This window comes from Peribacillus sp. RS7 (assembly GCF_041956845.1).
GTDB lineage: Bacteria > Bacillota > Bacilli > Bacillales > DSM-1321 > Peribacillus.
Genome location: NZ_CP168135.1, coordinates 1,551,761 through 1,575,531, shown reverse-complemented (window position 1 = coordinate 1,575,531; position 23,771 = coordinate 1,551,761). Strand labels below are relative to the sequence as shown.

Here is a 23,771-nt window from a genome sequence, read left to right as displayed (position 1 = left end):
AGAGGAGTGAAAGATATGAAATTCGGTTTTGATATTGACGATACCCTTATTAATTTGAGGGAGTTCGCGTTCCATCTTTATAATGAAAAGCTTAATAAGAACATAGAGTTAACGAAATTCAAAGCATTAAAGACAATAGAGATCCATGAAGCTTTCGGGCTTGATAAAGAGGCTGGGGGCAAGATGTGGAACAGCCTTGCCGAGGAAGTGTATTATTCATCCTGTCCAACCTTCGAGGGAGCGGTGGAAACGCTGCAGGAGCTTGAACGAGATGGTCATGAGATCTATTACATCACCGCTAGAAAATCGGAGCATGGTGAACGGACGAAAAAATGGTTGATTGAAAACGGCTTTCCGGTTAAGGATGACCATTTTTACTGTGGTATGAAGGATCATGAAAAAATTGATACGATTCGCAAATTGGAATTGGATTATTATTTTGATGATAAACCGGCAGTCCTGGAAACTTTATTGGATATTCCAACGAAAGTGTATGCAATTGATAACTCCTATAACAGGGAATTGGATATCCCAAGACTGACAAACTGGTTTGAATTAAAAGAAATACTCTCGAAATAATACAATTCACATTATTGAAGGATGACTTGATAGACTTGGGTCATCCTTTTTTTGTATACTATTATGAATAGTGATTCACTTTTTGTGAATCATTCGTTGTAGGAAAAAACATAAGAGTTGGGGGTATTGGGGATGGAGAGAAATATTGAAAATTCGTTGATAGGCACGCTTGGGATAGACATGAAAGAAATCGGTGACGGGAAAGTCATTGCGACGATGCCGGTGGATGAACGTACCAGGCAGCCATATGGTTTATTGCATGGGGGAGCGTCCGTTGCCCTTGCGGAATCCGTTGCAAGTTATGGCGGGATGCAGCTTGTGGACAGTGAAAAACAAGCTGTCGTGGGCCTTGAAATCAATGCCAATCATGTAAGGGGCGTCCGTTCAGGTATTGTTACCGCCGAAGGGAACATCATCCATCGCGGGAGGACGACGATGGTATGGGACGTGAAAATCCGTGATGAAGAGGATAATCTTATCTGCATTTCACGCTGTACATTGGCCGTTATCGACTTACCGAAGTGAATCAGGGAACGATCGCTTTGAGGTGACGTAATGATTTTACAGCCGGTTCACTATTTTGATTCTACAGTTTCCGGTTTACGTATAATATGGCAGTAGACTATTGTATGAAAAGGAGTTATTTTATGCTGGTTGGTCATATACAGGAAATCACCCGTCATCCTGTAAAATCTTTCACTGGTGAACAGGTACAGAAAACAAGGGTGATGGATTATGGACTATATGGAGATCGCAGTCATGCCTTTAAAGACAAAAATGGGAAGTTCCTGACGATAACCCAAGTCCCGGAGATGGTCCGCTATCAAGCTGTTTTTTCTGGTGAGGAAACACTTGACCAATATCCGGAAATAAAGGTGAAGACCCCTTCAGGAAACGTGCTGACATGGGGAGAGGAAGCCTTTCGGGAGGAAATGGAACGGTTGTTAAATCAGGAGGCAACATCCGTTGTTTATCCGCCAGCACATATCCCGTTCGGTGCGATTGAAGAAGAAAACATCCTGCTAGTCAGTGATGCCTCGATTGGCGAATTGTCGAAGCTTTGGGGAAGAGAAGTGGATGGCAGAAGATTCAGGCCCAATTTGGTGCTATCTTTAGAGAACAAAACGCCCTTTTTAGAAGAGCGATGGTTCGGAAAAAGGATTCTGATCGGGGAAGATGTTGAACTGGAAATCAAAAGGCATTGTGAGCGTTGTATGATCATAACAGTCGATCCAAGCGATTCCCATAGAGATCCATCACTCTTGAAAACTGTCGTCAAGGAAAGGAACAATCATTTTGGTGTATACGCCTCGGTCATACGAACAGGTGAAATCAGTTTAGGGGACCAGGTATATTTAAAGGATTGAGACAGAAAAGAGCTGCTCCTGTTAAACAGGGCAGCTCTTTTGCAATGGCAGGGAATCACCGGATTTTCTTTAAATCATCCTGGACACTCCGATCCCACATTTTAACGCCTGAATGATAAGCCGAGCGATTGATTAAATGCCCGGCAACAGGGCTGGTCATGAAGATGAAGATGATCGCGAGCACGACCCGGAAATCGAAATGGCTATGCTTATAATAGAAATATAACAAGGTGCCAATCAGGATGAACATGATCCCAAGTGTCGAGCTTTTTGAGGCAGCGTGATTTCTTGTATAGACATCGGGCAGCCGGATGATTCCGAAAGCCGAGACTAAAAAGAGAAAGACCCCCATTAATAGGAATAGGGCTGATAGGATTTCAACGATTGCGGTCATCTTCGATAATCTCCCCTTTCTCAAGGAATTTGGCGAACGCGACCGTTCCTATGAAAGATAGGATTCCGAGCAGTAGAATGGCTTCCAGATAAGCGCTTGTATCTATGACAATGGAGGCAAGTGCAACGATTGCTATTAGGTTTATTCCCATCGCATCGAGTGCGACGACCCGATCCGGTACGGAAGGCCCTTTGATTAAACGGTATAAGAATCCAATCATGGAAAGCGAAACACCGAGCAACGCGATTTTAAGTATTAGATCGAACATTATTTGCTCACCTCCATGATCGCCTTTTCGAATGTATTTCTAATGCTGTCCACGGCTTCATCCTTATCGGCAATATCCATCGCATGGATATAAAGAATCCGATTATCCTCCGATACTTCAACGACAAGTGTTCCTGGTGTCAGTGTAATTAAATTCGATAGTATCGTAATTTCCCAATCCTTAGTCAGCACAGTCTCGAATGCGAATATGCCAGGTCTCATATCCAGACTCGGTTTAAGCACGACCTTAAGGACGCTAACGTTGGAAAGTATGAGTTCCCTTGCGAATATGAGCAGTAATAGAACGACGGCATTCACCCTGTTCAGGTAAAAACGATCATTGAAAAAATGACGGAAGACGAACATGATGCCGAGCCCCAATACATATCCGATGATAAAAGTGCTCCCGTTAAACTCATTTTTCAAAAACATCCAGATAACCGCAAGGAACACATTCAGTAAAATTTGGAATGACATCAGGCACTACTCCTTTAAAACCGCTTTGATATATATATCGGGATTCATTAATGTATCTGCAGCTTGTGTAATGAATGGGTAAATCGATTCTGTTCCTACTCCGAATAAAACGGAAATGATAACAAGGAGGACGGCAGGAACCAGCATTTTATTTACCGTATTATTAGATAAGGCATAATCAGCTTTTGGAGTTCCCCAGAAACCATTCATGAATATTTTCATAACCGAGTATAGGACCATCAAGCTTGAAATCAAGACAACGGCCATCCCAAAGTAGGCACCTTTTTCTGCAGCTCCCTGAAGAATCAGGAGTTTGCCGGCAAATCCGCTGAACGGTGGAATTCCCGCCAATGATATGGCAGCTATGAAGAAGGTCCATGCAAGTGCAGGGTATTGCTTGATCAAGCCACCCATATCACGTAAATCATCCGATCCGCTGATTTTGATCATGATGCCAACCAGCAGGAAGAGCGCAGCCTTGATAAGCATGTCATGAATGATATATATAATGGAGCCTGATAATGCCTGCCCATTCATGATCGAGATGCCGAAAATGATAACCCCGACGGCGATGATGATATTGTAAATGATGATTTTTTTAACATCCCAATAAGCTATCGCTCCTATGACACCGATGATGATGGTCAAGATCGCAAGTACCGCAAGGAAAGTATGGGTGAAATCCTGGTCATGATAAAACATGAGTGTATAGGTCCTGAAAATGGAGTATATCCCTACCTTTGTCAGCAATGCCCCGAATAGTGCGATCACTGGGATGGGTGGAGCATAATAGGACCCAGGCAGCCATTGGAAGAGCGGGAAAATGGCTCCCTTCAAACCAAAGACGATCAAGAAGCCAATTGCTATCACCGAGATTATTCCAGGCTGGTTGACTTCCGCTATCCTCTGGCTGATGTCCGCCATGTTCAATGTGCCAAGAACTGAATAAAGGTACGCCACCATGATGACGAAAAAGGAAGAGGAAAGCACATTGACGATGATATACTTCAATGATTCCCTCAGTTGTACTTTCGTCCCTCCCAGTACAAGCAGCACGTAAGAAGCCATCAGCATGACTTCAAAGAAGACGAATAGATTGAAAAGATCCCCCGTAAGGAAGGCACCGTTTACACCAATCAGCAAAAATTGAAATACAGGATAATAATAGTGTCTTTCACGTTCTTCACCTATGGAGTAAAACGAGTAAATCAGTATGGCCAATCCAATGATATTCGTGGTCAGGACCAACAGTGAAGAAAGCATGTCTGCGACGATCACGATTCCGAACGGGGCATCCCAGCTACCGACACCGAGAGTCAAGATCCCTTGAGTATGAACCGAGAACACTAGATAAAGGGATATAACGATTCCGAAAAGAGAGGAAAAAAGAGAGATTCCTCTTTGTAGCTTAATTTTTTTTACAAAGAAAATGAGAAGTATGCCTGTGAAAAGCGGCCATAAAACAGGCATGAAAGTAAGATTATTCATTCGCTTCCGTACCTCTCATTTCTTCCATATCATCAGTTCCGAGTTCCTGGTAGGTCCGATAAGCAAGAACCAGCAGAAATGATGTGACTCCGAAACTGATGACGATGGCCGTCAAGATAAGCGCTTGCGGAAGCGGATCAACATAGGTTGTAACATCATCACTTAGCAATGGAACGGAACCGCCTTTCAAACCGCCCATCGTCAAAATCAAAAGATGGGCGCCGTGACTGAGCAGCCCAGTACCGATTATGATTCTTAAAATGCTTTTTGAAAGCATTAAATAGGTCGCACACATAAATAGTATTCCAATGACAATGGCCATTAAAAGTTCCATTATTCACTCTCCCCTATCGTTTGAATAATGGTCATCGTTACACCAACAACCACAAGATAAACACCCAGATCAAAAAGTACCGCAGTATGAAGCGAGATGTGCCCAAGCAGAGGCAAATCGATATATTGATATACATGTGTCATGAGCGGCACCCCGAACACTAACCCGCCGGCAACAGTCAGGCTTGATATGAACAAGCCTGAACCAATCATTAACTTATAGTCAATCGGCAGGATGCCTGTGACGGTTTTAATGTCGAAAGCGAGCAACAGCAGGACTATGGCGGCTGATGTCATTAAGCCGCCGACAAACCCGCCTCCTGGCGAATAATGCCCCCCTAAAAAGATGGCTACTGCAAAAAGCAGGATAACAAAGGCGGCGACCTTCGTAACCGTTTGGAGAATCAGGTCATTTTGCTTCATGATTTATCTTTCCCCCCTGTCAAACGCAATTTGATCATCGCGAATATTCCAAGCGCAGCGATCGAAAGGACAGTGATTTCAAACATCGTATCAAGTCCGCGGAAGTCAACCAGAATGACATTTACGACGTTCTTTCCGCCTGCTTCCTTATAAGCATTTTCAAGGTAGTAACTTGATATGGAATCAAATAGTTTATTGCTATGTGCCGATAAGGCAATCAATGTAACCATGACTCCTACACCAATGGATATCAGGGCATTATTCAACCTGAATGTCATCCGTTCTTCCTTTCTGCTTGCCATTAACGGAAGGTGGAAGAAACAGAGCAAAAACAGTGATACAGAAATCGTTTCGATGACAAGTTGAGTCAGGGCTAAATCCGGTGCCCGCAACAAAACGAAAAATAGGGAAATCGTATAACCGACCGCTCCTAAGATGATAATGGAAGTCAAACGGGATCTTGCAAACAGAATGGCGATCGAGCCAATCACGGTAATCGCCGCTAATACCCATTCATATAAGCCGATCGGAGCTAAATTTCCTGTATCCAATTTAAATGCATCCTTCCAATAGAGCGTAAAGCCCAATGAAAGAATGAAGAATAGGAATATCGAAAGCAGATATGTACGGATCGAACCTGTCATTAAAAATTTCATGACGGAGGATGCCGAGCGTTCGAGCCCTCTTAGCCCGTTATCATACAGAGCATTCAGGGATAAACGTTCAGGCATCCACTGATGGATCTTTTGCCACTTCGGAAACGTCTTGTATAAAATGATTCCAAATGCAATGATGCCGACCGTCATCCATAATTCGGGTTGGAATCCATGCCAGAAGGCGATATGGACTTGGAAATCCGGACCCACCAAGCTTGGCTGAATGCCAGCTACCGCCGGTTCAATGATTGACGATGATAGCAAGTTTGGAAAAATGCCGAAAATGATCACCAACGAAGCAAGGATTATTGGAGAAATCAACATCCCGATCGGTGCCTCATGGGGTTTCTTGTCCAATAGGTTTAACTGAAGTTTGCCTGTGAAGGGTTTGAGCACGACAATCATACTGTATATAAAAGTGAATACACTGGCGACCCATGCCAGCACAGGAAACAGCATCCCCCATGTCGCCATATTGAAGATATTCAGTTCCAATACATCCACCATGCTGGCCAAGAACATTTCCTTGCTTAAAAAACCATTGAAGGGTGGAAGGCCAGCCATTGAAAAAGCACCTATGACGGCGACGGTGAAAGTAATCGGCATCAACTGCATTAATCCGCCAAGCTTTCTGATATCACGCGTACCGGTTTCATGATCAATGATGCCTGCAACCATGAAAAGGCTGCCTTTAAAGGTCGCATGATTAATCAAGTGGAATACAGCTGCAACCGTGGCTGCCAAGTATATATTTTCCCCTAAAGATTCATAGTGGAGTGCCGCCGCTCCAAGCCCCAAAAGCGACATGATCAATCCGAGCTGACTGATGGTGGAAAAAGCGAGAATCCCCTTTAAATCTGTCTGTTTGATTGCAGAGAATGAGCCCCAGAACAGGGTGATCAATCCGGCAATCGAAACTAGCCAGAACCATATTCCGGATTCTGCAAAAACAGGGCTTAATCGGGCAACCAAATAAATTCCGGCCTTGACCATTGTAGCGGAATGAAGGTAAGCGCTGACTGGTGTCGGAGCTTCCATCGCGTCAGGTAGCCAGATATGGAAAGGGAACTGTGCGGATTTAGTGAACGCACCAAGCAGCACAAGCAAAAGGGCAGGAGTGAAGAGCGGGTGGTCCATAAGTTCCCCACTTTGTGCTATCAATTCACGTATGCTGAATGTGTTCCCCATAATGGCAAGGAGAATGATGCCTCCAAGCAGGCTTAAGCCTCCAAACACAGTGATCAACAGGGATTTCTGCGCCCCATAACGTGAACGCTCCCTTTCATTCCAATATCCTATCAATAAAAATGAGGATAAACTCGTGAATTCCCAAAACGAATAAAGGACAATCAGATTATCGGAAAGGACGACGCCCAGCATCGCTCCCATGAAAAGCAAAAGGAAGACGTAAAATTGGTTCAGCTTTTCTTTCTCTTTCGATAAATAGAAAACCGAATACAGAACGACGAGTGAACCTATCCCTGTGATAAGCAAGGCGAACAAAAGCCCTAGTCCATCCACATAGAAATCAACATGAATTCCGAGAGAAGGAATCCATGCAGCCCTTTCTGTAATGATATCCCCTCGTTTGGTCAAGGAAATGAAACTTGAAAAATAGGTGAAAAGGAGAATCGGTAAAATCAATACAAACCAACCTGTATGTATTTGTCGAAATAGTTTGTATAATATTGGTACAATAAGTGCTAATAGAAACGGTGATAATACCGCCCAATGAAGTAAAGACATAAACTCCCCCCTTTTTAAAACGAAGTCATTCGTCTTATTATGCTTTTTTCACGCAATCCTAGACGTTAGGAAATCTTCGTTGATTATGAATTTTTTTATCGAATACTTGTCTCGCTTAAAAGTATAACGCAATTTTTGTGGGTTTGCATGGCTTTAAAAACAGTGAAGGCCGACTAAAATGGAGTTTTATATATAGGTAGAAAAGGAGAGGAAATCGACCTGAAAAATTTAATTTAAAAGTTTTTCAAGGGTGAATTAGTAGAGTATCCATTGTGAAATGGTGGATTATCTAGCATAATATAGGATAAAAGATACATGGATGGAGAAATCATGAAAAACACATATTTACTTAGCTACTTTCCAATCATTTCAATCCTATTGTTCAGCCTCTCCTTTGCCATTTATGGGGAAATGCAGATGCTCAAGTTATTTGGGAATTTGGGAATCTACCAAGGGATGCTGGAGTTTTTTTCTGAAGCGGGCATTAAGCTGGCGCTGCTGATCGTATTGCTGCTATTATTCTTTATGGTTTTTGCCGCATTGAAGTTGATTTCCGATACTATATTGGAGCTGTCCTTATTATTCTTTTCCAAAGATTCGGAAGGTAAAGCACTGAACAGTGTAAGAAGGGGATCTGTCATTTATGTCATTGGCTGTGCCTGTTCATTGTTCAGTGTCCAATTCATCATCGGGCTTGGTTCTATCTTTATCGCAACGAATGTCGTGGCCTTAATTTATTTTGTCAATAAGTTAAGCCCGAGCCTGAATTTGTCCAGGCTTGTCGGATTGGTTTTCTTTCCAATCTTCGTTTGGGCTGCCTTGATTTCAATAGTCGCTTATGCGGGATTGAAGCTTTATAACAGCGTTATTGCAAGTCTTCCCATATAGAAAAAAAAGAAGGTGCCATCATGGCACCTTCTTTTTTTCACTCGGCAGTCTGGCTGATATCTTTCCAAATCAGTACATGGGGTGTATGTGAATAAATGGATTGCAGATTGGATGGCTTGTCCCTCCCAATCCAAACGCCTGTTGTATAGTTTGCTGTCAGGCCGACAAACCACATGTCTTTCACATCATTGGTCGTACCGGTTTTCCCGCCGATATAATCTGTGGGAAAGTAGGCTTTGCGGGCTGTCCCGGAAAGCGTTGTTTCATGGAGAAGTTGCCGCATCTTGGCTACGGTGCTTTTGTTCCATATCTCTTTGGAGTTGTCGTTCCATTTATAAAGGACTTCACCTTTTTGATCAGTGACTTTAATAATGGCCCGCGCTGGCTGATAGTTTCCGTCATTGAAGGAAGTATAGGCATTTGTCAGTTCAAGGGGACTCATGCCATATTCGAACCCGCCTATGGCCGAACTCGTATGGTGGTCTTTTTTGCTCACTTTTTTAAAGTCGAAAGCTTCCAGGTACTTGAAACTAGTCTCCATACCCGTCTTTTCAAAAAGCCTTATGGCGGGTGTATTATAGGATTGAGCGAAGGCTGTCCTTAGTGTGACCATCCCATAACTGTCACCGCTATAATTCTTTGGGCAATAGCTATTGCTGCAATAGCTCGCTCCACTTACAAGCTGATTGATGTCAGCACCCGTTTCTTCAATATAGGGAGCATAATCGAGAAGTGGCTTTATGGCTGAACCTGGCTGCCTATAACTCTGGTATGCCCGATTGAAAGAATTTTTTTTATAATCCTTTCCCCCAATCAAAGAGACAAGCTCGTGCGTATGATGCTGTATAACCACTAAAGCTCCTTCGATATCATTGACACCGATTTTTGATTGTACAGCAGTCTTGGACTGGGTTTGCAGCTTGGTATCGAGTGCGGTATGGATGGTTACACCGGAATTCAAAAGCTTTTCGACCTTTTTATTCAGTTCTACTTCCGCCTGCTGACGTATATCGACATCAGGACTTTGCAGAGATTTGGTGAGACCTTCAGAGGATGCCACCAGGTTTTTCAATTCCTGATGAACATACGTCACGTAATCGGGATATAAGTCGACCGAGGTGGACAAGTCTAATTTAATCGTAGTTTTGATGAGCTTTTCATACTCGGTCTGTTCTAAATCACCTTCGGCTACCATTTGTTTCAGTAATCTCTCCTGCCTCTTTTTCGTCTCATCAAAATGTTTAAGAGGATTGTAGTTTTCGGGATTATTAGGGATCGCTGCAAGGAAGGCAAGTTCCGCTTTGGACAACTCCCCAGTCGGTTTACTGAAATAATACTGGGAGGCAGCTTCGATTCCATAGGCTCCATTACTGAAATATATGGCATTCAAATATAGCTCCATGATTTCCGGTTTTGATTTTTTTCGCTCTAACTGATAGGCGTAAAGGGTTTCACTAAGTTTTCGGTTATACGTCCTATCATGTGAAAGGTAAGCATTCCTGGCCAGTTGCTGGGTAATGGTACTGCCGCCTTGTTCGATTGTTTTATTTTGTGAATTGATAAGAAGCGCCCTGCTTATGCCGGATAGGTCAACGCCTGCATGATCATAAAATTTCTGATCCTCTGTAACGATGAATAGGTTTTCCAGGAAAAGGGGGATGTCTTCAAGTTTTAGGTAGGTCCTTTTTTCACCAGTGGAAATTTCACTGATGACCTTTCCATTTGCAGCCTTCATGTAACTGGTCTGAGACAGTTCTACCGAATCAATGGGAATTCGCTCGTCGAGTACATGATAGGGAGATTGCGCTAAGGACCATTCCTGATAGGAAAGGAAAATGAAAAGGATCAATACGGGAACTAAGAGGGAAATCGTGATATAACCAAGGCACTTGCGCATAGATCAACTTCCTAACTAATATATTTTTAGTATGTTCTAGGGAAAAATGACTGGATGAAAGAAAGAATGGTACTTTTGGTTCATTCATCCATCATAATCCAATTAAGGTAGACAATAAAGAGTTTTGGGTAAATTAGGTATGACGGCAAAATTCCTATCTGAATGGTGTATTACGATCCAATTAAAAACTTTCTAAATCTTCTGTTATAATATTCTCATGAGAAAATTAAATCCAATTTTTGTTTATACGTGATGTCAGGAAAATGAAGGGGGTCATAAAAATGGAGGAACAACAGCAATATGTATTCATTGATTTTGAATTTACGATGCCGGAAGGAAAAGCCAATCCATCAGGATTTTATCCAGAAATCATTGAGGTTGGTTTAGTCACAGTCATTAATGAGAGTATTCAGGAACAATACTCATCTTTTGTTAACCCATTGAAATTTCCAGTCCTAACGGGAAGATGCAAGAAGTTCTTGAACATTACCCAAGATCAGGTGGACCGTGGGATTTCATTTGAAGAGTTGGTTTCTTTATTGAAGAAAATTGATGAGCAGCACCCGACGACGATTGTGACCTGGGGAAATATGGACATGAAGGTACTTCGCCAGAACTGTCAGAAATCAGGACTTGATTTCCCTTTTTCAGGGAAACAAACGGATCTTTGCATGGAGTATAAACGCTTTTTCGGAGATCAAAATCAAACCGGACTTTGGAAGGCTGTACAGGCCTATGGCAAAGAAGGGACAGGCAAGCATCACAGGGCGCTGGATGATGCAATCACGACATATAATATCTTTAAGTTAGTAGAGAAAGATAAAAGTTATATGCAAAATCATGAACCGACGACAATTGGCGAGCGCATTGATTTATCAAAGGTTTTGAATCATTTAGCGTTATAAAAGCCAAATCATCTACTACTGATTTGGCTTTTATCATGCTTTATTTGAAATAGTCCGCCGCTAAATCCTCAAGCAACTGTAAGCTTTTATCATTCCACTCTGTGTGTGCTTCGCTTAAGGTGCGTTTCATTTTCTCGACAGCTTCTCTTAAGGACTCCTTATACTCAGGAATCTCCTCTTCAAAGATCCTTACCATATTCTTCGGTACATTGGTTTGCTCCCGGAATGCAAGAGCGCGCCGCTGATGGAACATGGACACTTCCGTTTGCTTCGGGTTATGAAGATCTCCCTGCATGGGATGCTTCAAGACAGCCAACACTTTAACAAGATATGCAGCAGGTCTGATATCGGTAATTTCCCCGATGTATTTTCCAGTTTTATATATGGCGGTAACCTTATCGCCGATTTTAAAATCCTGTTCTGACATTTCCCTACCACCTTTCTTTTAACTTCCTTCATGATACATAAGAACAACGATTTTTTACAGCGATTTTGATCAACTTCGCAAAGATGCTTTTTTCACGAAAATCGTGTAAAGTGTACAAATGAAGATGGAAAATGGCAGTTAAGGCCATTTTATTTAAAACAGAAAGAGGGTAAGTACAATGACAAACTTTCCACAATTAACAAGTGAAGTTTTGGAAAATGAAAAAGCGGTCATCATGCAAACGACGATGGGCGATATTAAAATTAAACTATTCCCTGAGCTGGCTCCGAAGACAGTGGAAAATTTCTTGACCCATGCTGAAAACGGCTACTACGAAGGAATCATCTTCCACCGTGTCATCAAGGATTTCATGCTTCAAGGCGGAGATCCGACAGGAACTGGAATGGGTGGAGAAAGTATCTGGGGAACTCCATTCGAGGATGAGTTCTCTATGCAATTATTCAATTTGCGTGGAGCTCTTTCCATGGCAAATGCAGGCCCGGGAACAAACGGCAGCCAATTCTTCGTCGTACAAGCCCAGCATGTAGACAGCAGAATGGGTGAGCAAATGAAGCAAGCCGGTTATCCGGAAGAAATCATCAGCGCTTATATGGAACAAGGTGGCACACCATGGTTGGATCATAAGCACTCTGTTTTTGGTCAAGTGGTTGAAGGCATGGACGTTGTTGATACGATTGCTAACGTAGAGACAGTTGCGGGAGACAAACCAGCAGTTGATGTGGTCATTAAAGGGATCACCATTTTATAAATAAAAGGGAAGCGAGGGGCTAATGGCCTCTCGTTTTTTTTAGGTTTTAGTGGATAAGGCCCACTAGTGGATTGTTCTGGTAATTGATATAATGGGATAATGCAGTTTAATTCCCTATCAGGAAGGATGTATCGGATGGACTTTCTCAATCATACTTTACTAGGTTTGTTTCTTTACTTTCCAGAAGACAAGACTGAATATATCTCGGCTGGCATAACTTGCTTCATCTTTTTGGTTGCAGCGGTTTTTACGATGAGGGCAATTATAAGATATTCAAAGAAGGAAGAAATGAAAACCAAGCAATTTGAAGATGAAGTCACTAAAAGGAACCGGCGTATAAAGGATGATACAATTACTTGATCCCGGAAGAGGCGGGTGCATCGCGAGAGGTCCTGCCGTTTTTTTATTCCATGATTATTGATTATCTGAATATGAATGGTATTATGTTTTGTTAGAAGGTTGTAAAGGACCTGGATGAAGAATAAAATGTTCCCTTATCAGCATAAGCATTTTATACTATAAGCAGAGAGAGAGAAATTTTGGGGGCGTAAATAGTTATGCAAATCGTAGCGAAAAGAATGATTGCGACAGATACGGTCAAGAGTTTTTTCATTCAACACTGGGAGACGACTCAAGTCGTTTTTTCAAGAGGCTTGTTTCATTATGCGGAACTTGAGGGTTTTGGAGTGATGGACGAGAATGAAAAAATCACGGGGTTGGGAACATACAAATTATCCGACCATGTATGTCAGATCATTTCTTTGAACAGTGAGCATGAGAATCAAGGTGTTGGCTCATCGTTGCTTTATGTGATGGAAAATATCGCTAAGGAAAAAAATTGCCATACTATTAAAGCGATTACAACGAACGATAATTTACAGGCATTGAAGTTTTTTCAAAAGCGTGGTTATGTCATTTCGGAAATCGTTAAAAATGCAGTTGAAGAATCACGGAAAGTAAAACCTGAAATACCATTTTACAGTTTTGATGGAATTCCGATCCGAGATGAGATAATACTGGAGAAATACTTATGATAGGGTGTAATTACCTGAAATTTGATAGGGGGAATGGGAATGTTCAAGAAAATTGCGGCTGATGCCCTTGGTCTTAGTGATATTGGGAGTGTGATTAGCCCTGCCGATTATGACAAGGTGGATGCAGATGATTATATCATGCATGAAGATGAGGAAAAAATTTATTTCCTGATTAAATCGAAAACCGATGAGTACTGTTTCACGAATCAAGCGTTCATACATTTGGATGGCACGAGTGCCATAAGCAAAAAGCGTACACTTACTAGATATAGCTACAGCCAGTATAATATTTCCAACGTAACGCTTGAAACGGCAGGGACTGTTGATTTGGATGTGGAAATTAAATTTTCAATCGGTGCAAAGAGTTTCTCCATTGATGTCCATAAGAAATTCATTGAAGAATTAAAGGATTTGTTCAAAACACTCGTGAAAATATCGGAAATTTGTCATGAGAATGAATTTGCCCTTCAATATGCACAGCAAAGTGTAAACCTTGCTTCTTCCACTTTGAACCAGGTTCGTACTGAAGGAAGCCAAATGGCTGCAAGTTTCAAGGACATTAATTCCGCAGCTTTCGAATGGTTGATGGATAGCCGGAAAAAGTACCATGTGAAAGATTTTGGCTATGTTTTTGAGAAATATATCAATAATTAAAACAAGAAGGCGAACACAGAATGATGTGTCCGCCTTCTTTTTTAATTGTTCAAATCACTCAATCCAGGACTGTGTTCATTTGGCATATCTGGCATTTCTGGGACCGGGAATCCATTTGGCGGCTCGGTAACAGCAAGTTTTCCGCCATTTCGACTCGGTGTTTCCCCTTGGAAAACTTCGCTGATTTGAGTTTGATCCAGCCTGAAATTGAATTGGGCATTATGGTAGCCTAAATCCACATATTTGCGGCATTCAGGATATTTGTTCAAATCATAATTAGGTACGGGGAAGATTTTCCCCCAGTCCACCCCGAGGGTTTCCAATGCTTTGGCAAATGCATTTTGATGGGCATTGTCACGAACCATTAAAAATGCCAATGTTTCACGCATTGTTTTATTGGAACTCATTTCATAAATCCTCGACTTTTGCAGGACCCCAGTGGATTCAAGCATGACATTATTCAAAAGGTTCGCCACAAGATTACCGTGATCATAAACCCATGAACCATTCCATGGATTGCCGCCAGCATCGACGGGGAGGGAAGCTTTCGCACCGATGATGAAATGATGGGGGTTTGCGCCACCCCGGATGACATCATCCAATGGGGCACCATCGATACCGGCATTTCCGGGCATATCCCCGCCAGCATCATTTAGCAGCTGGTTAATGGTTGATTGGACAAGTTCAACATGGCTTAGTTCCTCTAAGAAAACACCACGGATTAAATCACGATATTGTTTAGCCTTGCCGCGGAAGTTGGCGCTTTGGAAAGAATACTGCATCATCGTCCGCATTTCACCGAATTGCCCTCCGAGTGTTTCCTGAAGTACTTTTGCTGCATTCGGATCAGGCTTATCGGGAACGATCATATTTATTAAATCTTCTTTATAGAAATACAAATAAAAGCCCTCCTAAAAATAAATATTTCTAATTTAGCTTCTGTTATCTGAATTAAATTATTCCTAAGGTAAAAAATACCTTTATGGAATGACGGGAAGAGAGAAATACTAGAGGGAAGAACGATTTTGAAAGGATGTTGCACATGCTATCCAATCAGCAGCTTAAAGAATTTCAACAGCAATTGCAGCAAACGAAGCAAGAGTTGAAAGAGCGATTAAATGATCAAGGCGACCACGATTTAAGAAGAAGCATGGAGGATTCGACAGGTGAGTTATCGAATTACGATAATCATCCCGGCGATCAGGGAACCGAGTTATATGAACGGGAAAAGGATTTGGCTCTTACCGAGCATGATCGGGATGAAATAAGGGATATTGAAAGAGCGCTTTCTGCCATCGAGGCAGGTGAGTATGGAAAATGCGAGGTTTGTTCAAAAGAAATACCTCTTGAACGGTTGAATGCCATCCCTACCACTACTTATTGTGTCGAGCATACCCCGTCACAAGAAACTTCGGACAATCGGCCGGTGGAAGAGGAAGTGCTGGGACCCCCATTCGGAAAGTTTGATTATGATGACCGGCACGAATCGGTTGCATATGATGCGGAAGATTCATGGCAGGACGTTGCCAGCTTTGGAACATCTGAAACGCCTTCCGATTTTGTGAATCCACCAAATGATTACGAAGATATGTATGTCGAGTCCGAAGAAAATATCGGATATGTCGAAGATTATGAAAATTTCGTTGGTGTGGATATATACGGTAAAGAGATAACCGTTTACCCTAACTCGCAATATGAAGAATTGAAGGAAGAACTTTTTGAAGAAAATATTCAAACCCCGTTTGGGGATTTGCCACGTTATGAGCATGATCCTTATGTAGATGAAGAGAAAGAATGAAAAAAAGAACCAGGTTTCTAAACCTGGTTCCTTTTTTATTTATGGAAAAGCCAATTTCAAACGGTTTAGCCCTTCCATCATCATGCTGCGTGAACAACCGAGATTCATTCGGACGAAACCTTCTCCGCCAGGTCCATATTTTGAACCGGGCTCCAATGCGAGCTTCCCTTGATGAATCAGCCGTTCCTTAATTTCCTTGTCGGTCAATCCAAGGTCACGGCAATCAATCCATAATAGGTAAGAAGCTTCTGGATGCATGACATGCAGTGAAGGAATTTCAGCAGCAATGAATTCCTCTGCCACTTTTATATTCTCCTCAATGTAGCCAATCATGTCTTCCAGCCAATTCAAGCCCTCTCGATACGCGGCTTCCATAGCTGTTAAGGCAAAGATGTTAAGACCATGGAAGGCAAGCTTCGTTTGGGCCTTTTGCAATTGCTTCTGCAATTTTTCATTACTGGCGATCAGGAATGAAGCTTGAAGGCCGGCAATATTGAATGTTTTACTTGGGGCCATTAACGTAACGGTTATGTCCGCTAATTTTTCCGAAAGCGAGCCGATCGGATAATGCCTCGAAGTTTTATGGAATAAGTCAGCATGTATCTCATCACTGACGATGACTACATCATATTTTTCACATAGCTCCCCGATTCGCAAGAGTTCGTCCTTTGTCCAAACGCGTCCGCCAGGGTTATGTGGACTGCAAAAAAGGAATAGTTTCACTCCGCTTTTCAGTTTGTCCTCAAAATCCGTGAAATCAATCTCAAAGCGATCCTTTTCTATGATAAGGGGACTATTGACCACTTCCCGATCATTATTTTTGATCATATCAAAAAATGGAGTATAGACGGGAGATTGTAACAATATTTTATCGCCCGGGTTCGTGAATGCTTGGATCGTTGTACCGATCGCTGAAACGACGCCAGAGCTGAATGAAATCCACTCTTTTTCGATTTGCCAGGAGTGCCGGTCTCTAAGCCAGCTTTGAATTTCGGTGAAAACCGTTTCCGAAGGGACGGTATAGCCGAAAATTGGATGATTCAAGCGTTCCATTAACGCCTTTTGAATGCCCTCAGGAGCTGGGAAGTCCATATCGGCAACCCACATTGGTAGAATATCCTCGCGCCCATACAATGATTTAAGCGAGTGTTTATCCCATTTTGCTGACCCTGAATTTTCCCTGTTTATGTGTTCTTCAAAAATTGACTTGTTCAAAATATACACCACCGAATAATAATTTGTCGTCTTCGCGAAAAGCCTGTTGTTATGATACTATGATATCATGTTCTGTGAAAATATTGAGCAGGTGATGAAGATATGGATACACAGCAAATGAATTTAGCGTTGGTTGCCGTTTTGCAAGAGTGGGATCCCTTCCAAATAGGTTGGGATTTATATGAACCGGAAATTGCAGATACAGTCGTGGCAATCCGGGATATAGATGACCCAAAGGAACTGGCGGAAAAAATAAAATCCATTTACGAGTTCGCGTTTGATGAATCCGTTCAGATGGAAAAATGCCTGGAAGTTGCACAGAAGCTGCTCATCATAAAAAATGATGCCAGCTGTTCGATCTAAAGGTGGATAGGGTGTACCCGAATAAGGGTCACCTTTTTTAAGATGGGGTGGCTACTCCAAGAAACCCCTTAATTAATTGATACACTTCTTCCGGTTTCTCCTCTGGGAGGAGGTGCCCAGTATCCTCAATGACAACAAGCTCGGAATTAGGCAGGTCATCATGGAGCCTTTGGCCAATATTCAATGGCACCACTCTGTCATGCCTTCCCCAAATAAGCAGGCAAGGTGTATGGATATCACTAAGGTCCTCCTTCAGCAAATCGACTTCCTTATCTCGAAGCATTCTCCCCAAGGCACGGAAAATATCATGATTCTTTATGAATGGCCCCAGATAACCCTGCCGCATTTCATCGTCAATCATGGCCGGGTCATGGACGACATTTTTCAAGTTCTTTTCGATACCTGATTTTTGTAAATACCGTTTTATCCCGAATGAAAAGAAAGGCAGGTAACTGACCATTTTCATTTTTTCCGAATAGCCGGGCTGATAGCCTGAACCGGCAAGCAGAATGGCGTGGTCGACAAGATCAGGATATGATTTGATGAGCTGCAGGGAAATCTGCCCGCCCATGGAATGGCCGATGAGACTGAATTTCCTGATATTTTTCCCCTCTAAGAACAGAACGACGGATTTAGCAATGTTCCGGAATGAATATGTATATCGATAATCTTTTCCGCTTTGACCGAAGGGAGGGAGGTCTATTGAAATCACATTGAATTCCTTGATCAAATAGGGTACTAATTTACGGAAACTGAAGCTGGATGACAAAAAACCATGAAGTAGTACAAGGGTGGGGAGTGAATCATCCATTCGGTCATATTCAAAATAGATTTGCATATCATCCACCCGTTCCACGCCTTTGATTGTATGACTTTCCATATAGATCCTCCTCCGTTAAAATGAAAGTCCATGTTAACCTGAATATCCCAAAAAAGGTCCTTTAATACTGTTGCATAACAGTAATTGTAATAATAACGATGAAAAAAGACAATTACTATAACAGGTCACCAACCAATTTTGATATAATAGTGTAAGTTTATCCTGACAGAATAGGACTTATTAATTTATATTGTCATATAGGATTGTAAAAAAGTCTAATAAGGTAATTCGTGAGACTATCTGCCAGCCAAACCATCACATCTAAATTAGTGAATTCCAAAAGGGGGTTTTTCCAATGCACTTGAATGAAGAGGAATTGGAAGTCTTGAGAATCATTGAAAATAACAGCCGGATTGATCTGAAGGATTTGGCTAAAATGACCGATCTATCAGAAGCGGACATTGAAATCACATTGAAGAAATTAGAAGATATGCGGGTTATTGTACGTTATTTAACCGTCATTAACTGGGCAAAAGTAGATGAATACCATGGTGTCACAGCCATGATTGATGTAAAAGTCACTCCAAAACGCGGTGTCGGTTTCGATGAGGTCGCAAAAAGGATTTACAAATTCAAAGAAGTCCAGTCCGTTTATCTAATGTCAGGGGCCTATGATCTTTCAGTCATTGTCGAAGGACGTTCGATGAACGAAGTGGCAAGCTTTGTTTCAGAAAAACTTTCGACACTGGATTCCGTCATTTCTACGACGACTCACTTCATTATGAAAAAATACAAGCACGATGGCACGATTTTTGATCAAACTGAAGAAGATAAGCGGATAGTGGTGTCACCATGATTAAAACGAGTTATGTTTCAAGAACGATTGCAGAGCTTAAGCCATCAGGTATCCGCCGCTTTTTCGACCTGGCAGCCAATTTGGAAGGGGTCGTCTCACTTGGTGTGGGTGAACCGGATTTCGTTACATCTTGGGCTGTAAGGGAAGCAGCGATCAATTCCTTGGAGGAAGGGTATACCTCTTATACGGCTAATGCCGGATTATTTGAATTAAGGTCGGAAATCAGCTGGTATATGGAAAAGCAGTTCCATGTTTCGTATAGACCAGAGGATCAAATCATTGTCACGGTCGGGGCAAGCCAGGCTCTCGACATTGCTTTGAGGACCATCCTGAATCCAGGCGAGGAAGTCATAGTCGTTGAACCTTGTTTCGTCGCTTATGCACCGCTTGTGACCATGGCCGGGGGAATACCGGTGACGGTCCAAACTTCAAAGGAAGATGACTTTAAGCTGACTCCCGGGCAACTCGAAGCGGCGATCACCCCTAAAACGAAGGCCGTTTTAATCTGTTCGCCGAATAACCCAACGGGCACCCAGCTTGGGCAGGAAGAATTAGTGATGCTTGCTGACATCGTCAAAAAGCATGATTTATTGGTCATTTCCGATGAAATCTATGCCGAACTTGCTTATGATGAGAAATTCACCTCCTTTGCTGCCATTGACGGCATGCTTGAGAGGACAATTGTCATCAATGGGTTTTCGAAAGGGTTTGCGATGACTGGATGGCGTCTTGGGTTCGTTTGTGCACCTAAGGAAATTTCTGAAGCGATGCTTAAGCTTCATCAATATGCGATGATGTGTGCGCCGACCATTGCACAGCATGCTGCATTGGAAGCTTTGAAGCATGGAATGCAGGATGTCGAAGAAATGCGTCGGAGTTATCGGAGAAGACGAAATTATATCGTGAAATCATTTAACGATATGGGTCTGGATTGCCATAATCCTGGCGGGGCTTTTTATGCTTTTCCGTCCATCGAGAAAACGGGGATGACTTCGATGGAATTTGCTGAAAAACTTCTGACGGAAGAACTTGTAGCCGTTGTACCGGGAGATGTGTTCGGGGAAAGCGGTGAAGGTCATATCCGCTGTTCCTATGCATCCTCCATGGAACAACTTCAAGAAGCGCTTAGTAGGATGGAACGTTTCATGAAGAACCATTGCCAATAAAAGCAAAAAAATAGGGATCCGGCCTTTTCAAGCAGCCGGATCCCTTTCCATAGGGGGAATTAGAAAAAAGAGTTAATCTAATGGATTAACATAGAAAGTGTTAATCATAGTATATCCAGCACTCTGAAAAAAAATACACATACTACGACCATTTTTTTGAATTAGGCTTTTGTATTATATAAAGTATGCATAACATTCAGAATTTGTTCTTCGCTAAAATCTTTAGCTGTTCTTAGAATGAGCTTTGTTTTTTTTGTTCCAATTTCTTCAATGAGCTTTTTGATGTCCTCGTCCACATCAGAAGCGTTCCCGGTTGGGGTATCCTCCAGGAATTCTGAAGCTGGAATGTCAAGAACGGTGGAAAGCCGTAAAATGGTTTGTGTATCAGGAATCGATTCACCGGATTCATACTTTTCTATCTTCTTGGTGCCGATTCGTAATTTTAAAGCCAGTTCCTGTTGAGTGAGGTTATGATTTTCTCGGTATTGTCGGATATTCTTCGCGATATTTGACATAGTCAGGCACTCCTTTTTCAGGAAATATTTTAGTAATGTAATTATTTTACCATATTATAACTTAAAGAGAAGTAATTGATTATGTAGGTTTTGTGAAAAAAATGCCGTCTCGAGATATATCGAGACGGCATTTTGGATGTTAAATGAGATTGATTGACTTAAGGAATACGAGTATGATCATGATCGGCACGATGTAGCGAATCAGGAAGTACCAAAGTTTAAAAAGTGATCGGCCGGAATCTGCGCCAGATTCGAACTCCCTTTGGACCTCGATCCTTTTCATTTGATAGCCGATGAAAAGGGATATGAACAAGGCGCCGACTGGCAGCGCGATATTGCTTGTCAGATAATCAGCGAAATCGAATATGGATAAATTGAAAATCTTCACATCCGAAAGCACCCCAAATGATAATGCGCTTGGAATCCCAATCAGGAACACGAGGATACCAGCTATCCAAGAAGCCTTCTTCCGCTTTGCAGTATCACCTTTGATCATGGCTGCCACAACGATTTCAAGTATCGAGAATGACGTTGTAAGGGTGGCAAATAATAATAAAATGAAGAAAATGGCCATGAAGATCCCGCCAAGCGCCATTTCATTAAAGACGGCAGGTAATACGACAAATACCAGTCCAGGCCCGCTTGATGGGCTGAAGCCTAGTGCGAAAACAGCCGGGAAGATGACTAAACCTGCCAACAAGGAAATGAAGATATTCAGTCCGACTACCGAAAAGGCCGATTTTGTAATATCCTCATTTTTACTTAAATAGGATGCGTAGGTTACCATCACTGAAACACCAACACTTAGCGCAAAGAAGGATTGGCCAAGTGCCAATAGGATCGTTTCCCCCGTTAAAGCGGAAAAGTCGGGCTTCAAGAAGAATTTCACACCCTCCATTGCTCCATCCAGAGTCAAGGAACGGATTAGAAGAATGATGAAAAGAATGAACAATGAAGGCATCATATATTTATTCGCTTTTTCAATTCCCTTGGATACGCCACCTTGCACGACCCAAATGGTAAAGACCATGAATAATAATTGAGCGATTACCGTTTCATAAGGATTGCTGATTATCGCATTAAAGAAGTTTCCATATTCCTCTTGGGTTAAGTTTGAGAGGGAACCTGTAAAGCTTCTTGCTAAATAAGAGATGATCCAGCCTCCAACCACACTGAAGAATGAAAGCAGAATGATGGAAGCGACGACACCGCCGTACCCAATCAAAACCCAAGGCTTTCCTGGGGCGATATGTTTATATGCGCTGATGGCATCTTTCTGTGCATTGCGGCCAATTGTGAATTCTGCAATTAATATGGGTGCACCGATAAGCAGGGTGAACAAAATGAAGAGCAGGAAAAAGACCCCTCCACCATTTTCCCCAGTCATATATGGGAGCTTCCAGATGGCACCCAATCCAATAGCGGATCCCGCGGCTGCCAGGATAAACCCAAGTTTTGAAGTCCATTGATCTTGTTTTGACATGATGGAAAAACTCCTTTAGATGTAAAAAATATCTAGCTGTAAATTACTTTCTTTAAAACATTTTCCCATCTTACTATGTTTATGAGGGATTGGATAGTGTTTCAATATTACAATCTTTAGAAAAATGAGTAAATATCTTAAGGGGAAATGAGGTTATTTGCAAATTTTTAGGATAAGTTATTAATAACGATCTTATGATATTTATTATTTCCAAAAAACAAACATATTTAATGAGTAAAATCCCAAAAAGTATGGTATACTTAACTTTGATTATTTTCCAATTATGTGATATAATTTTTTATTGCGTGAAAAGACGAAAAAATATATATAAAATAGGAGTGTTACCATGTCTGAAAAATTCGAAATTGGTGCGGTAGTTACTGGTAAAGTTACTGGTATTCAACCATACGGTGCTTTTGTTGCTCTAGATGATTCAACTCAAGGTTTAGTTCATATTTCTGAAATTACTCACGGATTCGTTAAAGATATCAACGAACATTTAAAAGTGGGCGATGAAGTAAAAGTTAAAGTGCTTTCCATCGATTCAGCTGCTGGAAAAATCGGCTTATCGATCCGCGCTACAGAAGAAGCTCCTGAGCGTACTGAAGCTCCGAAAAAAGCTCCGAAAAAACGCCAAGCATCTGTTAAAGCGACATCTCACATCGAATCTACTGAAGGTTTCAACACATTGAAAGACAAACTTCAAGAGTGGATTGAACAATCTCAACGCGAAGACTTAATCAAAAAATAATTTTGTGAACCGGCAGATCCTTCGATCAGCCGGTTTTTTTTGTCCATTTTCATGATCACTTGAAGATGTCCAGACCTATCTTGCCGCTTATTGATGGTAGACAGGCATATGAATTAAATAAAGCCGGGTCATGTGTTTACCATGGTCCGGCTTTATTTTATAGAACTTAAACAAATGTTCATGGACTTAGACTTTCAACGAGTAGGTTTGGTTTCAGGCTCCCTGGAAATTTCAGGACTTGGTTTAAAGAGAAGACCAAGATTAATGAGACCGGCAATTCCAACCAATCCATAAACGATGCGGGCCATTCCTGCATCTTGCCCTCCGAAAATTGAAGCGACCAAGTCAAATTGGAAAAAACCTATTAATCCCCAGTTGATTGCCCCGATTATAGTAAGAACAAGTGCAGTTCTTTGTATTCCACTCATTGTACAGCCTCCTTTTTTGAGAAAATCAGTTCTTTACTTATCATGCTTTTTCAACATGTAAATATACATCCT

Annotated in this window: 29 protein-coding genes; 14 read left to right on the top strand and 15 right to left on the bottom strand. The window is 41.9% G+C overall.

Annotated elements, in window-relative coordinates:
- Positions 1-15 precede the first annotated feature (15 nt).
- The 3 genes from ACDZ29_RS08185 (at position 16) to ACDZ29_RS08175 (ending at position 1,946) form a co-directional block, all read left to right on the top strand.
- Positions 16-579, top strand: coding sequence for an HAD family acid phosphatase (locus tag ACDZ29_RS08185; RefSeq protein ID WP_289326831.1), 564 nt, complete (start codon positions 16-18; stop codon positions 577-579).
- A 132-nt stretch (positions 580-711) separates the two neighbouring features.
- Positions 712-1,104 carry a hotdog fold thioesterase gene (locus tag ACDZ29_RS08180; protein ID WP_375090633.1) on the top strand — a complete coding sequence of 131 codons (393 nt, stop codon included), beginning with the start codon at positions 712-714 and terminating at the stop codon, positions 1,102-1,104.
- Between the two features lie 122 nt (positions 1,105-1,226).
- Positions 1,227-1,946 (top strand): MOSC domain-containing protein, encoded by a 720-nt coding sequence (locus ACDZ29_RS08175; RefSeq protein WP_289326829.1) that lies wholly within the window; start codon positions 1,227-1,229, stop codon positions 1,944-1,946.
- 55 nt (positions 1,947-2,001) lie between these two features.
- On the opposite strand, the gene mnhG is transcribed toward ACDZ29_RS08175, so the two are convergent.
- Genes mnhG through ACDZ29_RS08140 form a run of 7 tightly spaced genes read right to left on the bottom strand, consistent with a single transcriptional unit; the run spans position 2,002 to position 7,730 of the window.
- On the bottom strand, positions 2,002-2,340 hold the full coding sequence (gene mnhG / locus ACDZ29_RS08170) for a monovalent cation/H(+) antiporter subunit G (protein WP_289326828.1): 339 nt from the start codon (positions 2,338-2,340) through the stop codon (positions 2,002-2,004).
- Positions 2,324-2,560 (bottom strand): Na(+)/H(+) antiporter subunit F1, encoded by a 237-nt coding sequence (locus ACDZ29_RS08165; RefSeq protein ID WP_375091117.1) that lies wholly within the window; start codon positions 2,558-2,560, stop codon positions 2,324-2,326. Before ACDZ29_RS08165 ends, mnhG begins: the two co-directional genes overlap by 17 nt.
- A 47-nt stretch (positions 2,561-2,607) precedes the next feature.
- Positions 2,608-3,084, bottom strand: coding sequence for a Na+/H+ antiporter subunit E (locus ACDZ29_RS08160; protein WP_289326827.1), 477 nt, complete (start codon positions 3,082-3,084; stop codon positions 2,608-2,610).
- Between the two features lie 6 nt (positions 3,085-3,090).
- Positions 3,091-4,572, bottom strand: a complete 1,482-nt coding sequence (locus tag ACDZ29_RS08155) for a Na+/H+ antiporter subunit D (RefSeq protein WP_375090632.1) — start codon at positions 4,570-4,572, stop codon at positions 3,091-3,093.
- On the bottom strand, positions 4,565-4,906 hold the full coding sequence (locus ACDZ29_RS08150; protein WP_289314532.1) for a Na(+)/H(+) antiporter subunit C: 342 nt from the start codon (positions 4,904-4,906) through the stop codon (positions 4,565-4,567). The genes ACDZ29_RS08155 and ACDZ29_RS08150 overlap by 8 nt, the downstream gene beginning before the upstream one ends.
- A complete protein-coding gene (locus ACDZ29_RS08145; RefSeq protein WP_289326825.1) occupies positions 4,906-5,328 on the bottom strand; it encodes a Na(+)/H(+) antiporter subunit B in 423 nt (140 codons plus the stop codon). Before ACDZ29_RS08145 ends, ACDZ29_RS08150 begins: the two co-directional genes overlap by 1 nt.
- Positions 5,325-7,730, bottom strand: a complete 2,406-nt coding sequence (locus ACDZ29_RS08140; RefSeq protein WP_370016713.1) for a Na+/H+ antiporter subunit A — start codon at positions 7,728-7,730, stop codon at positions 5,325-5,327. The genes ACDZ29_RS08145 and ACDZ29_RS08140 overlap by 4 nt, the downstream gene beginning before the upstream one ends.
- Before the next feature lie 330 nt (positions 7,731-8,060).
- Here ACDZ29_RS08140 and ACDZ29_RS08135 point away from each other — a divergent pair, with 330 nt between their 5' ends.
- Complete coding sequence (locus ACDZ29_RS08135; protein ID WP_375090631.1) at positions 8,061-8,618, top strand: DUF5366 family protein; 558 nt, start codon at positions 8,061-8,063, stop codon at positions 8,616-8,618.
- Between the two features lie 37 nt (positions 8,619-8,655).
- Here ACDZ29_RS08135 and ACDZ29_RS08130 read toward each other — a convergent pair whose 3' ends face one another.
- Complete coding sequence (locus ACDZ29_RS08130; protein ID WP_375090630.1) at positions 8,656-10,515, bottom strand: transglycosylase domain-containing protein; 1,860 nt, start codon at positions 10,513-10,515, stop codon at positions 8,656-8,658.
- Between the two features lie 281 nt (positions 10,516-10,796).
- On the opposite strand from ACDZ29_RS08130, the gene kapD reads away from it, so the two are divergent.
- Positions 10,797-11,420, top strand: coding sequence for a 3'-5' exonuclease KapD (kapD, locus tag ACDZ29_RS08125; protein WP_289326821.1), 624 nt, complete (start codon positions 10,797-10,799; stop codon positions 11,418-11,420).
- 40 nt (positions 11,421-11,460) lie between these two features.
- Here kapD and ACDZ29_RS08120 read toward each other — a convergent pair whose 3' ends face one another.
- Positions 11,461-11,847, bottom strand: coding sequence for a kinase-associated lipoprotein B (locus ACDZ29_RS08120; RefSeq protein ID WP_289314538.1), 387 nt, complete (start codon positions 11,845-11,847; stop codon positions 11,461-11,463).
- Positions 11,848-12,025: 178 nt separating this feature from the next.
- Here ACDZ29_RS08120 and ACDZ29_RS08115 point away from each other — a divergent pair, with 178 nt between their 5' ends.
- The 4 genes from ACDZ29_RS08115 to ACDZ29_RS08100 all read left to right on the top strand — a co-directional run bounded on the left by ACDZ29_RS08115 (position 12,026) and on the right by ACDZ29_RS08100 (position 14,304).
- Complete coding sequence (locus tag ACDZ29_RS08115; RefSeq protein WP_098371439.1) at positions 12,026-12,616, top strand: peptidylprolyl isomerase; 591 nt, start codon at positions 12,026-12,028, stop codon at positions 12,614-12,616.
- Between the two features lie 135 nt (positions 12,617-12,751).
- Positions 12,752-12,976, top strand: a complete 225-nt coding sequence (locus ACDZ29_RS08110) for a hypothetical protein (RefSeq protein WP_289314539.1) — start codon at positions 12,752-12,754, stop codon at positions 12,974-12,976.
- A gap of 197 nt (positions 12,977-13,173) precedes the next feature.
- Complete coding sequence (locus ACDZ29_RS08105) at positions 13,174-13,650, top strand: GNAT family N-acetyltransferase (protein ID WP_375090629.1); 477 nt, start codon at positions 13,174-13,176, stop codon at positions 13,648-13,650.
- 39 nt (positions 13,651-13,689) lie between these two features.
- Entirely contained in the window at positions 13,690-14,304 is a 615-nt protein-coding gene (locus tag ACDZ29_RS08100) for a PH domain-containing protein (protein WP_289326819.1), read from the top strand.
- A gap of 41 nt (positions 14,305-14,345) precedes the next feature.
- Here ACDZ29_RS08100 and ACDZ29_RS08095 read toward each other — a convergent pair whose 3' ends face one another.
- The gene (locus ACDZ29_RS08095) at positions 14,346-15,203 is read right to left on the bottom strand and encodes a manganese catalase family protein (protein ID WP_375090628.1); all 858 of its coding nucleotides are present in this window, start codon (positions 15,201-15,203) and stop codon (positions 14,346-14,348) included.
- 143 nt (positions 15,204-15,346) lie between these two features.
- On the opposite strand from ACDZ29_RS08095, the gene ACDZ29_RS08090 reads away from it, so the two are divergent.
- Positions 15,347-16,102, top strand: a complete 756-nt coding sequence (locus tag ACDZ29_RS08090; protein WP_289326817.1) for a TraR/DksA C4-type zinc finger protein — start codon at positions 15,347-15,349, stop codon at positions 16,100-16,102.
- A gap of 39 nt (positions 16,103-16,141) precedes the next feature.
- Here the strand turns inward: ACDZ29_RS08090 and ACDZ29_RS08085 are convergent, their stop codons facing one another.
- The gene (locus tag ACDZ29_RS08085) at positions 16,142-17,326 is read right to left on the bottom strand and encodes a MalY/PatB family protein (protein WP_375090627.1); all 1,185 of its coding nucleotides are present in this window, start codon (positions 17,324-17,326) and stop codon (positions 16,142-16,144) included.
- A gap of 93 nt (positions 17,327-17,419) precedes the next feature.
- Here ACDZ29_RS08085 and ACDZ29_RS08080 point away from each other — a divergent pair, with 93 nt between their 5' ends.
- Entirely contained in the window at positions 17,420-17,680 is a 261-nt protein-coding gene (locus ACDZ29_RS08080; protein WP_289314545.1) for a DUF1871 family protein, read from the top strand.
- A 37-nt stretch (positions 17,681-17,717) separates the two neighbouring features.
- Here ACDZ29_RS08080 and ACDZ29_RS08075 read toward each other — a convergent pair whose 3' ends face one another.
- Complete coding sequence (locus ACDZ29_RS08075; protein ID WP_375090626.1) at positions 17,718-18,560, bottom strand: alpha/beta fold hydrolase; 843 nt, start codon at positions 18,558-18,560, stop codon at positions 17,718-17,720.
- A gap of 295 nt (positions 18,561-18,855) precedes the next feature.
- Here ACDZ29_RS08075 and ACDZ29_RS08070 point away from each other — a divergent pair, with 295 nt between their 5' ends.
- Positions 18,856-19,356 carry an Lrp/AsnC family transcriptional regulator gene (locus ACDZ29_RS08070; protein ID WP_100533585.1) on the top strand — a complete coding sequence of 167 codons (501 nt, stop codon included), beginning with the start codon at positions 18,856-18,858 and terminating at the stop codon, positions 19,354-19,356.
- Entirely contained in the window at positions 19,353-20,522 is a 1,170-nt protein-coding gene (locus ACDZ29_RS08065; RefSeq protein ID WP_375090625.1) for an aminotransferase, read from the top strand. The genes ACDZ29_RS08070 and ACDZ29_RS08065 overlap by 4 nt, the downstream gene beginning before the upstream one ends.
- Before the next feature lie 161 nt (positions 20,523-20,683).
- Here the strand turns inward: ACDZ29_RS08065 and ACDZ29_RS08060 are convergent, their stop codons facing one another.
- Entirely contained in the window at positions 20,684-21,037 is a 354-nt protein-coding gene (locus tag ACDZ29_RS08060) for a helix-turn-helix domain-containing protein (protein ID WP_289326812.1), read from the bottom strand.
- Positions 21,038-21,176: 139 nt separating this feature from the next.
- Positions 21,177-22,520 (bottom strand): sodium-dependent transporter, encoded by a 1,344-nt coding sequence (locus ACDZ29_RS08055; protein ID WP_289333999.1) that lies wholly within the window; start codon positions 22,518-22,520, stop codon positions 21,177-21,179.
- Positions 22,521-22,866: 346 nt separating this feature from the next.
- On the opposite strand from ACDZ29_RS08055, the gene yugI reads away from it, so the two are divergent.
- Entirely contained in the window at positions 22,867-23,271 is a 405-nt protein-coding gene (yugI, locus tag ACDZ29_RS08050) for a S1 domain-containing post-transcriptional regulator GSP13 (RefSeq protein ID WP_061143894.1), read from the top strand.
- Between the two features lie 194 nt (positions 23,272-23,465).
- Here yugI and ACDZ29_RS08045 read toward each other — a convergent pair whose 3' ends face one another.
- Positions 23,466-23,699 (bottom strand): DUF378 domain-containing protein, encoded by a 234-nt coding sequence (locus ACDZ29_RS08045; protein ID WP_076368106.1) that lies wholly within the window; start codon positions 23,697-23,699, stop codon positions 23,466-23,468.
- Positions 23,700-23,771 lie beyond the last annotated feature (72 nt).

What these genes read in the sequence shown, in the direction of transcription:
- ACDZ29_RS08185 (WP_289326831.1), top strand. Translation starts at nt 16, where the DNA reads ATGAAATTCGGTTTTGATATTGACGATACCCTTATTAATTTGAGGGAG.
- ACDZ29_RS08180 (WP_375090633.1), top strand. Translation starts at nt 712, where the DNA reads ATGGAGAGAAATATTGAAAATTCGTTGATAGGCACGCTTGGGATAGAC.
- ACDZ29_RS08175 (WP_289326829.1), top strand. Translation starts at nt 1,227, where the DNA reads ATGCTGGTTGGTCATATACAGGAAATCACCCGTCATCCTGTAAAATCT.
- mnhG (WP_289326828.1), bottom strand. Translation starts at nt 2,340, where the DNA reads ATGACCGCAATCGTTGAAATCCTATCAGCCCTATTCCTATTAATGGGG.
- ACDZ29_RS08165 (WP_375091117.1), bottom strand. Translation starts at nt 2,560, where the DNA reads ATGATTGGATTCTTATACCGTTTAATCAAAGGGCCTTCCGTACCGGAT.
- ACDZ29_RS08160 (WP_289326827.1), bottom strand. Translation starts at nt 3,084, where the DNA reads ATGTCATTCCAAATTTTACTGAATGTGTTCCTTGCGGTTATCTGGATG.
- ACDZ29_RS08155 (WP_375090632.1), bottom strand. Translation starts at nt 4,572, where the DNA reads ATGAATAATCTTACTTTCATGCCTGTTTTATGGCCGCTTTTCACAGGC.
- ACDZ29_RS08150 (WP_289314532.1), bottom strand. Translation starts at nt 4,906, where the DNA reads ATGGAACTTTTAATGGCCATTGTCATTGGAATACTATTTATGTGTGCG.
- ACDZ29_RS08145 (WP_289326825.1), bottom strand. Translation starts at nt 5,328, where the DNA reads ATGAAGCAAAATGACCTGATTCTCCAAACGGTTACGAAGGTCGCCGCC.
- ACDZ29_RS08140 (WP_370016713.1), bottom strand. Translation starts at nt 7,730, where the DNA reads ATGTCTTTACTTCATTGGGCGGTATTATCACCGTTTCTATTAGCACTT.
- ACDZ29_RS08135 (WP_375090631.1), top strand. Translation starts at nt 8,061, where the DNA reads ATGAAAAACACATATTTACTTAGCTACTTTCCAATCATTTCAATCCTA.
- ACDZ29_RS08130 (WP_375090630.1), bottom strand. Translation starts at nt 10,515, where the DNA reads ATGCGCAAGTGCCTTGGTTATATCACGATTTCCCTCTTAGTTCCCGTA.
- kapD (WP_289326821.1), top strand. Translation starts at nt 10,797, where the DNA reads ATGGAGGAACAACAGCAATATGTATTCATTGATTTTGAATTTACGATG.
- ACDZ29_RS08120 (WP_289314538.1), bottom strand. Translation starts at nt 11,847, where the DNA reads ATGTCAGAACAGGATTTTAAAATCGGCGATAAGGTTACCGCCATATAT.
- ACDZ29_RS08115 (WP_098371439.1), top strand. Translation starts at nt 12,026, where the DNA reads ATGACAAACTTTCCACAATTAACAAGTGAAGTTTTGGAAAATGAAAAA.
- ACDZ29_RS08110 (WP_289314539.1), top strand. Translation starts at nt 12,752, where the DNA reads ATGGACTTTCTCAATCATACTTTACTAGGTTTGTTTCTTTACTTTCCA.
- ACDZ29_RS08105 (WP_375090629.1), top strand. Translation starts at nt 13,174, where the DNA reads ATGCAAATCGTAGCGAAAAGAATGATTGCGACAGATACGGTCAAGAGT.
- ACDZ29_RS08100 (WP_289326819.1), top strand. Translation starts at nt 13,690, where the DNA reads ATGTTCAAGAAAATTGCGGCTGATGCCCTTGGTCTTAGTGATATTGGG.
- ACDZ29_RS08090 (WP_289326817.1), top strand. Translation starts at nt 15,347, where the DNA reads ATGCTATCCAATCAGCAGCTTAAAGAATTTCAACAGCAATTGCAGCAA.
- ACDZ29_RS08080 (WP_289314545.1), top strand. Translation starts at nt 17,420, where the DNA reads ATGGATACACAGCAAATGAATTTAGCGTTGGTTGCCGTTTTGCAAGAG.
- ACDZ29_RS08075 (WP_375090626.1), bottom strand. Translation starts at nt 18,560, where the DNA reads ATGGAAAGTCATACAATCAAAGGCGTGGAACGGGTGGATGATATGCAA.
- ACDZ29_RS08070 (WP_100533585.1), top strand. Translation starts at nt 18,856, where the DNA reads ATGCACTTGAATGAAGAGGAATTGGAAGTCTTGAGAATCATTGAAAAT.
- ACDZ29_RS08065 (WP_375090625.1), top strand. Translation starts at nt 19,353, where the DNA reads ATGATTAAAACGAGTTATGTTTCAAGAACGATTGCAGAGCTTAAGCCA.
- ACDZ29_RS08060 (WP_289326812.1), bottom strand. Translation starts at nt 21,037, where the DNA reads ATGTCAAATATCGCGAAGAATATCCGACAATACCGAGAAAATCATAAC.
- ACDZ29_RS08055 (WP_289333999.1), bottom strand. Translation starts at nt 22,520, where the DNA reads ATGTCAAAACAAGATCAATGGACTTCAAAACTTGGGTTTATCCTGGCA.
- yugI (WP_061143894.1), top strand. Translation starts at nt 22,867, where the DNA reads ATGTCTGAAAAATTCGAAATTGGTGCGGTAGTTACTGGTAAAGTTACT.
- ACDZ29_RS08045 (WP_076368106.1), bottom strand. Translation starts at nt 23,699, where the DNA reads ATGAGTGGAATACAAAGAACTGCACTTGTTCTTACTATAATCGGGGCA.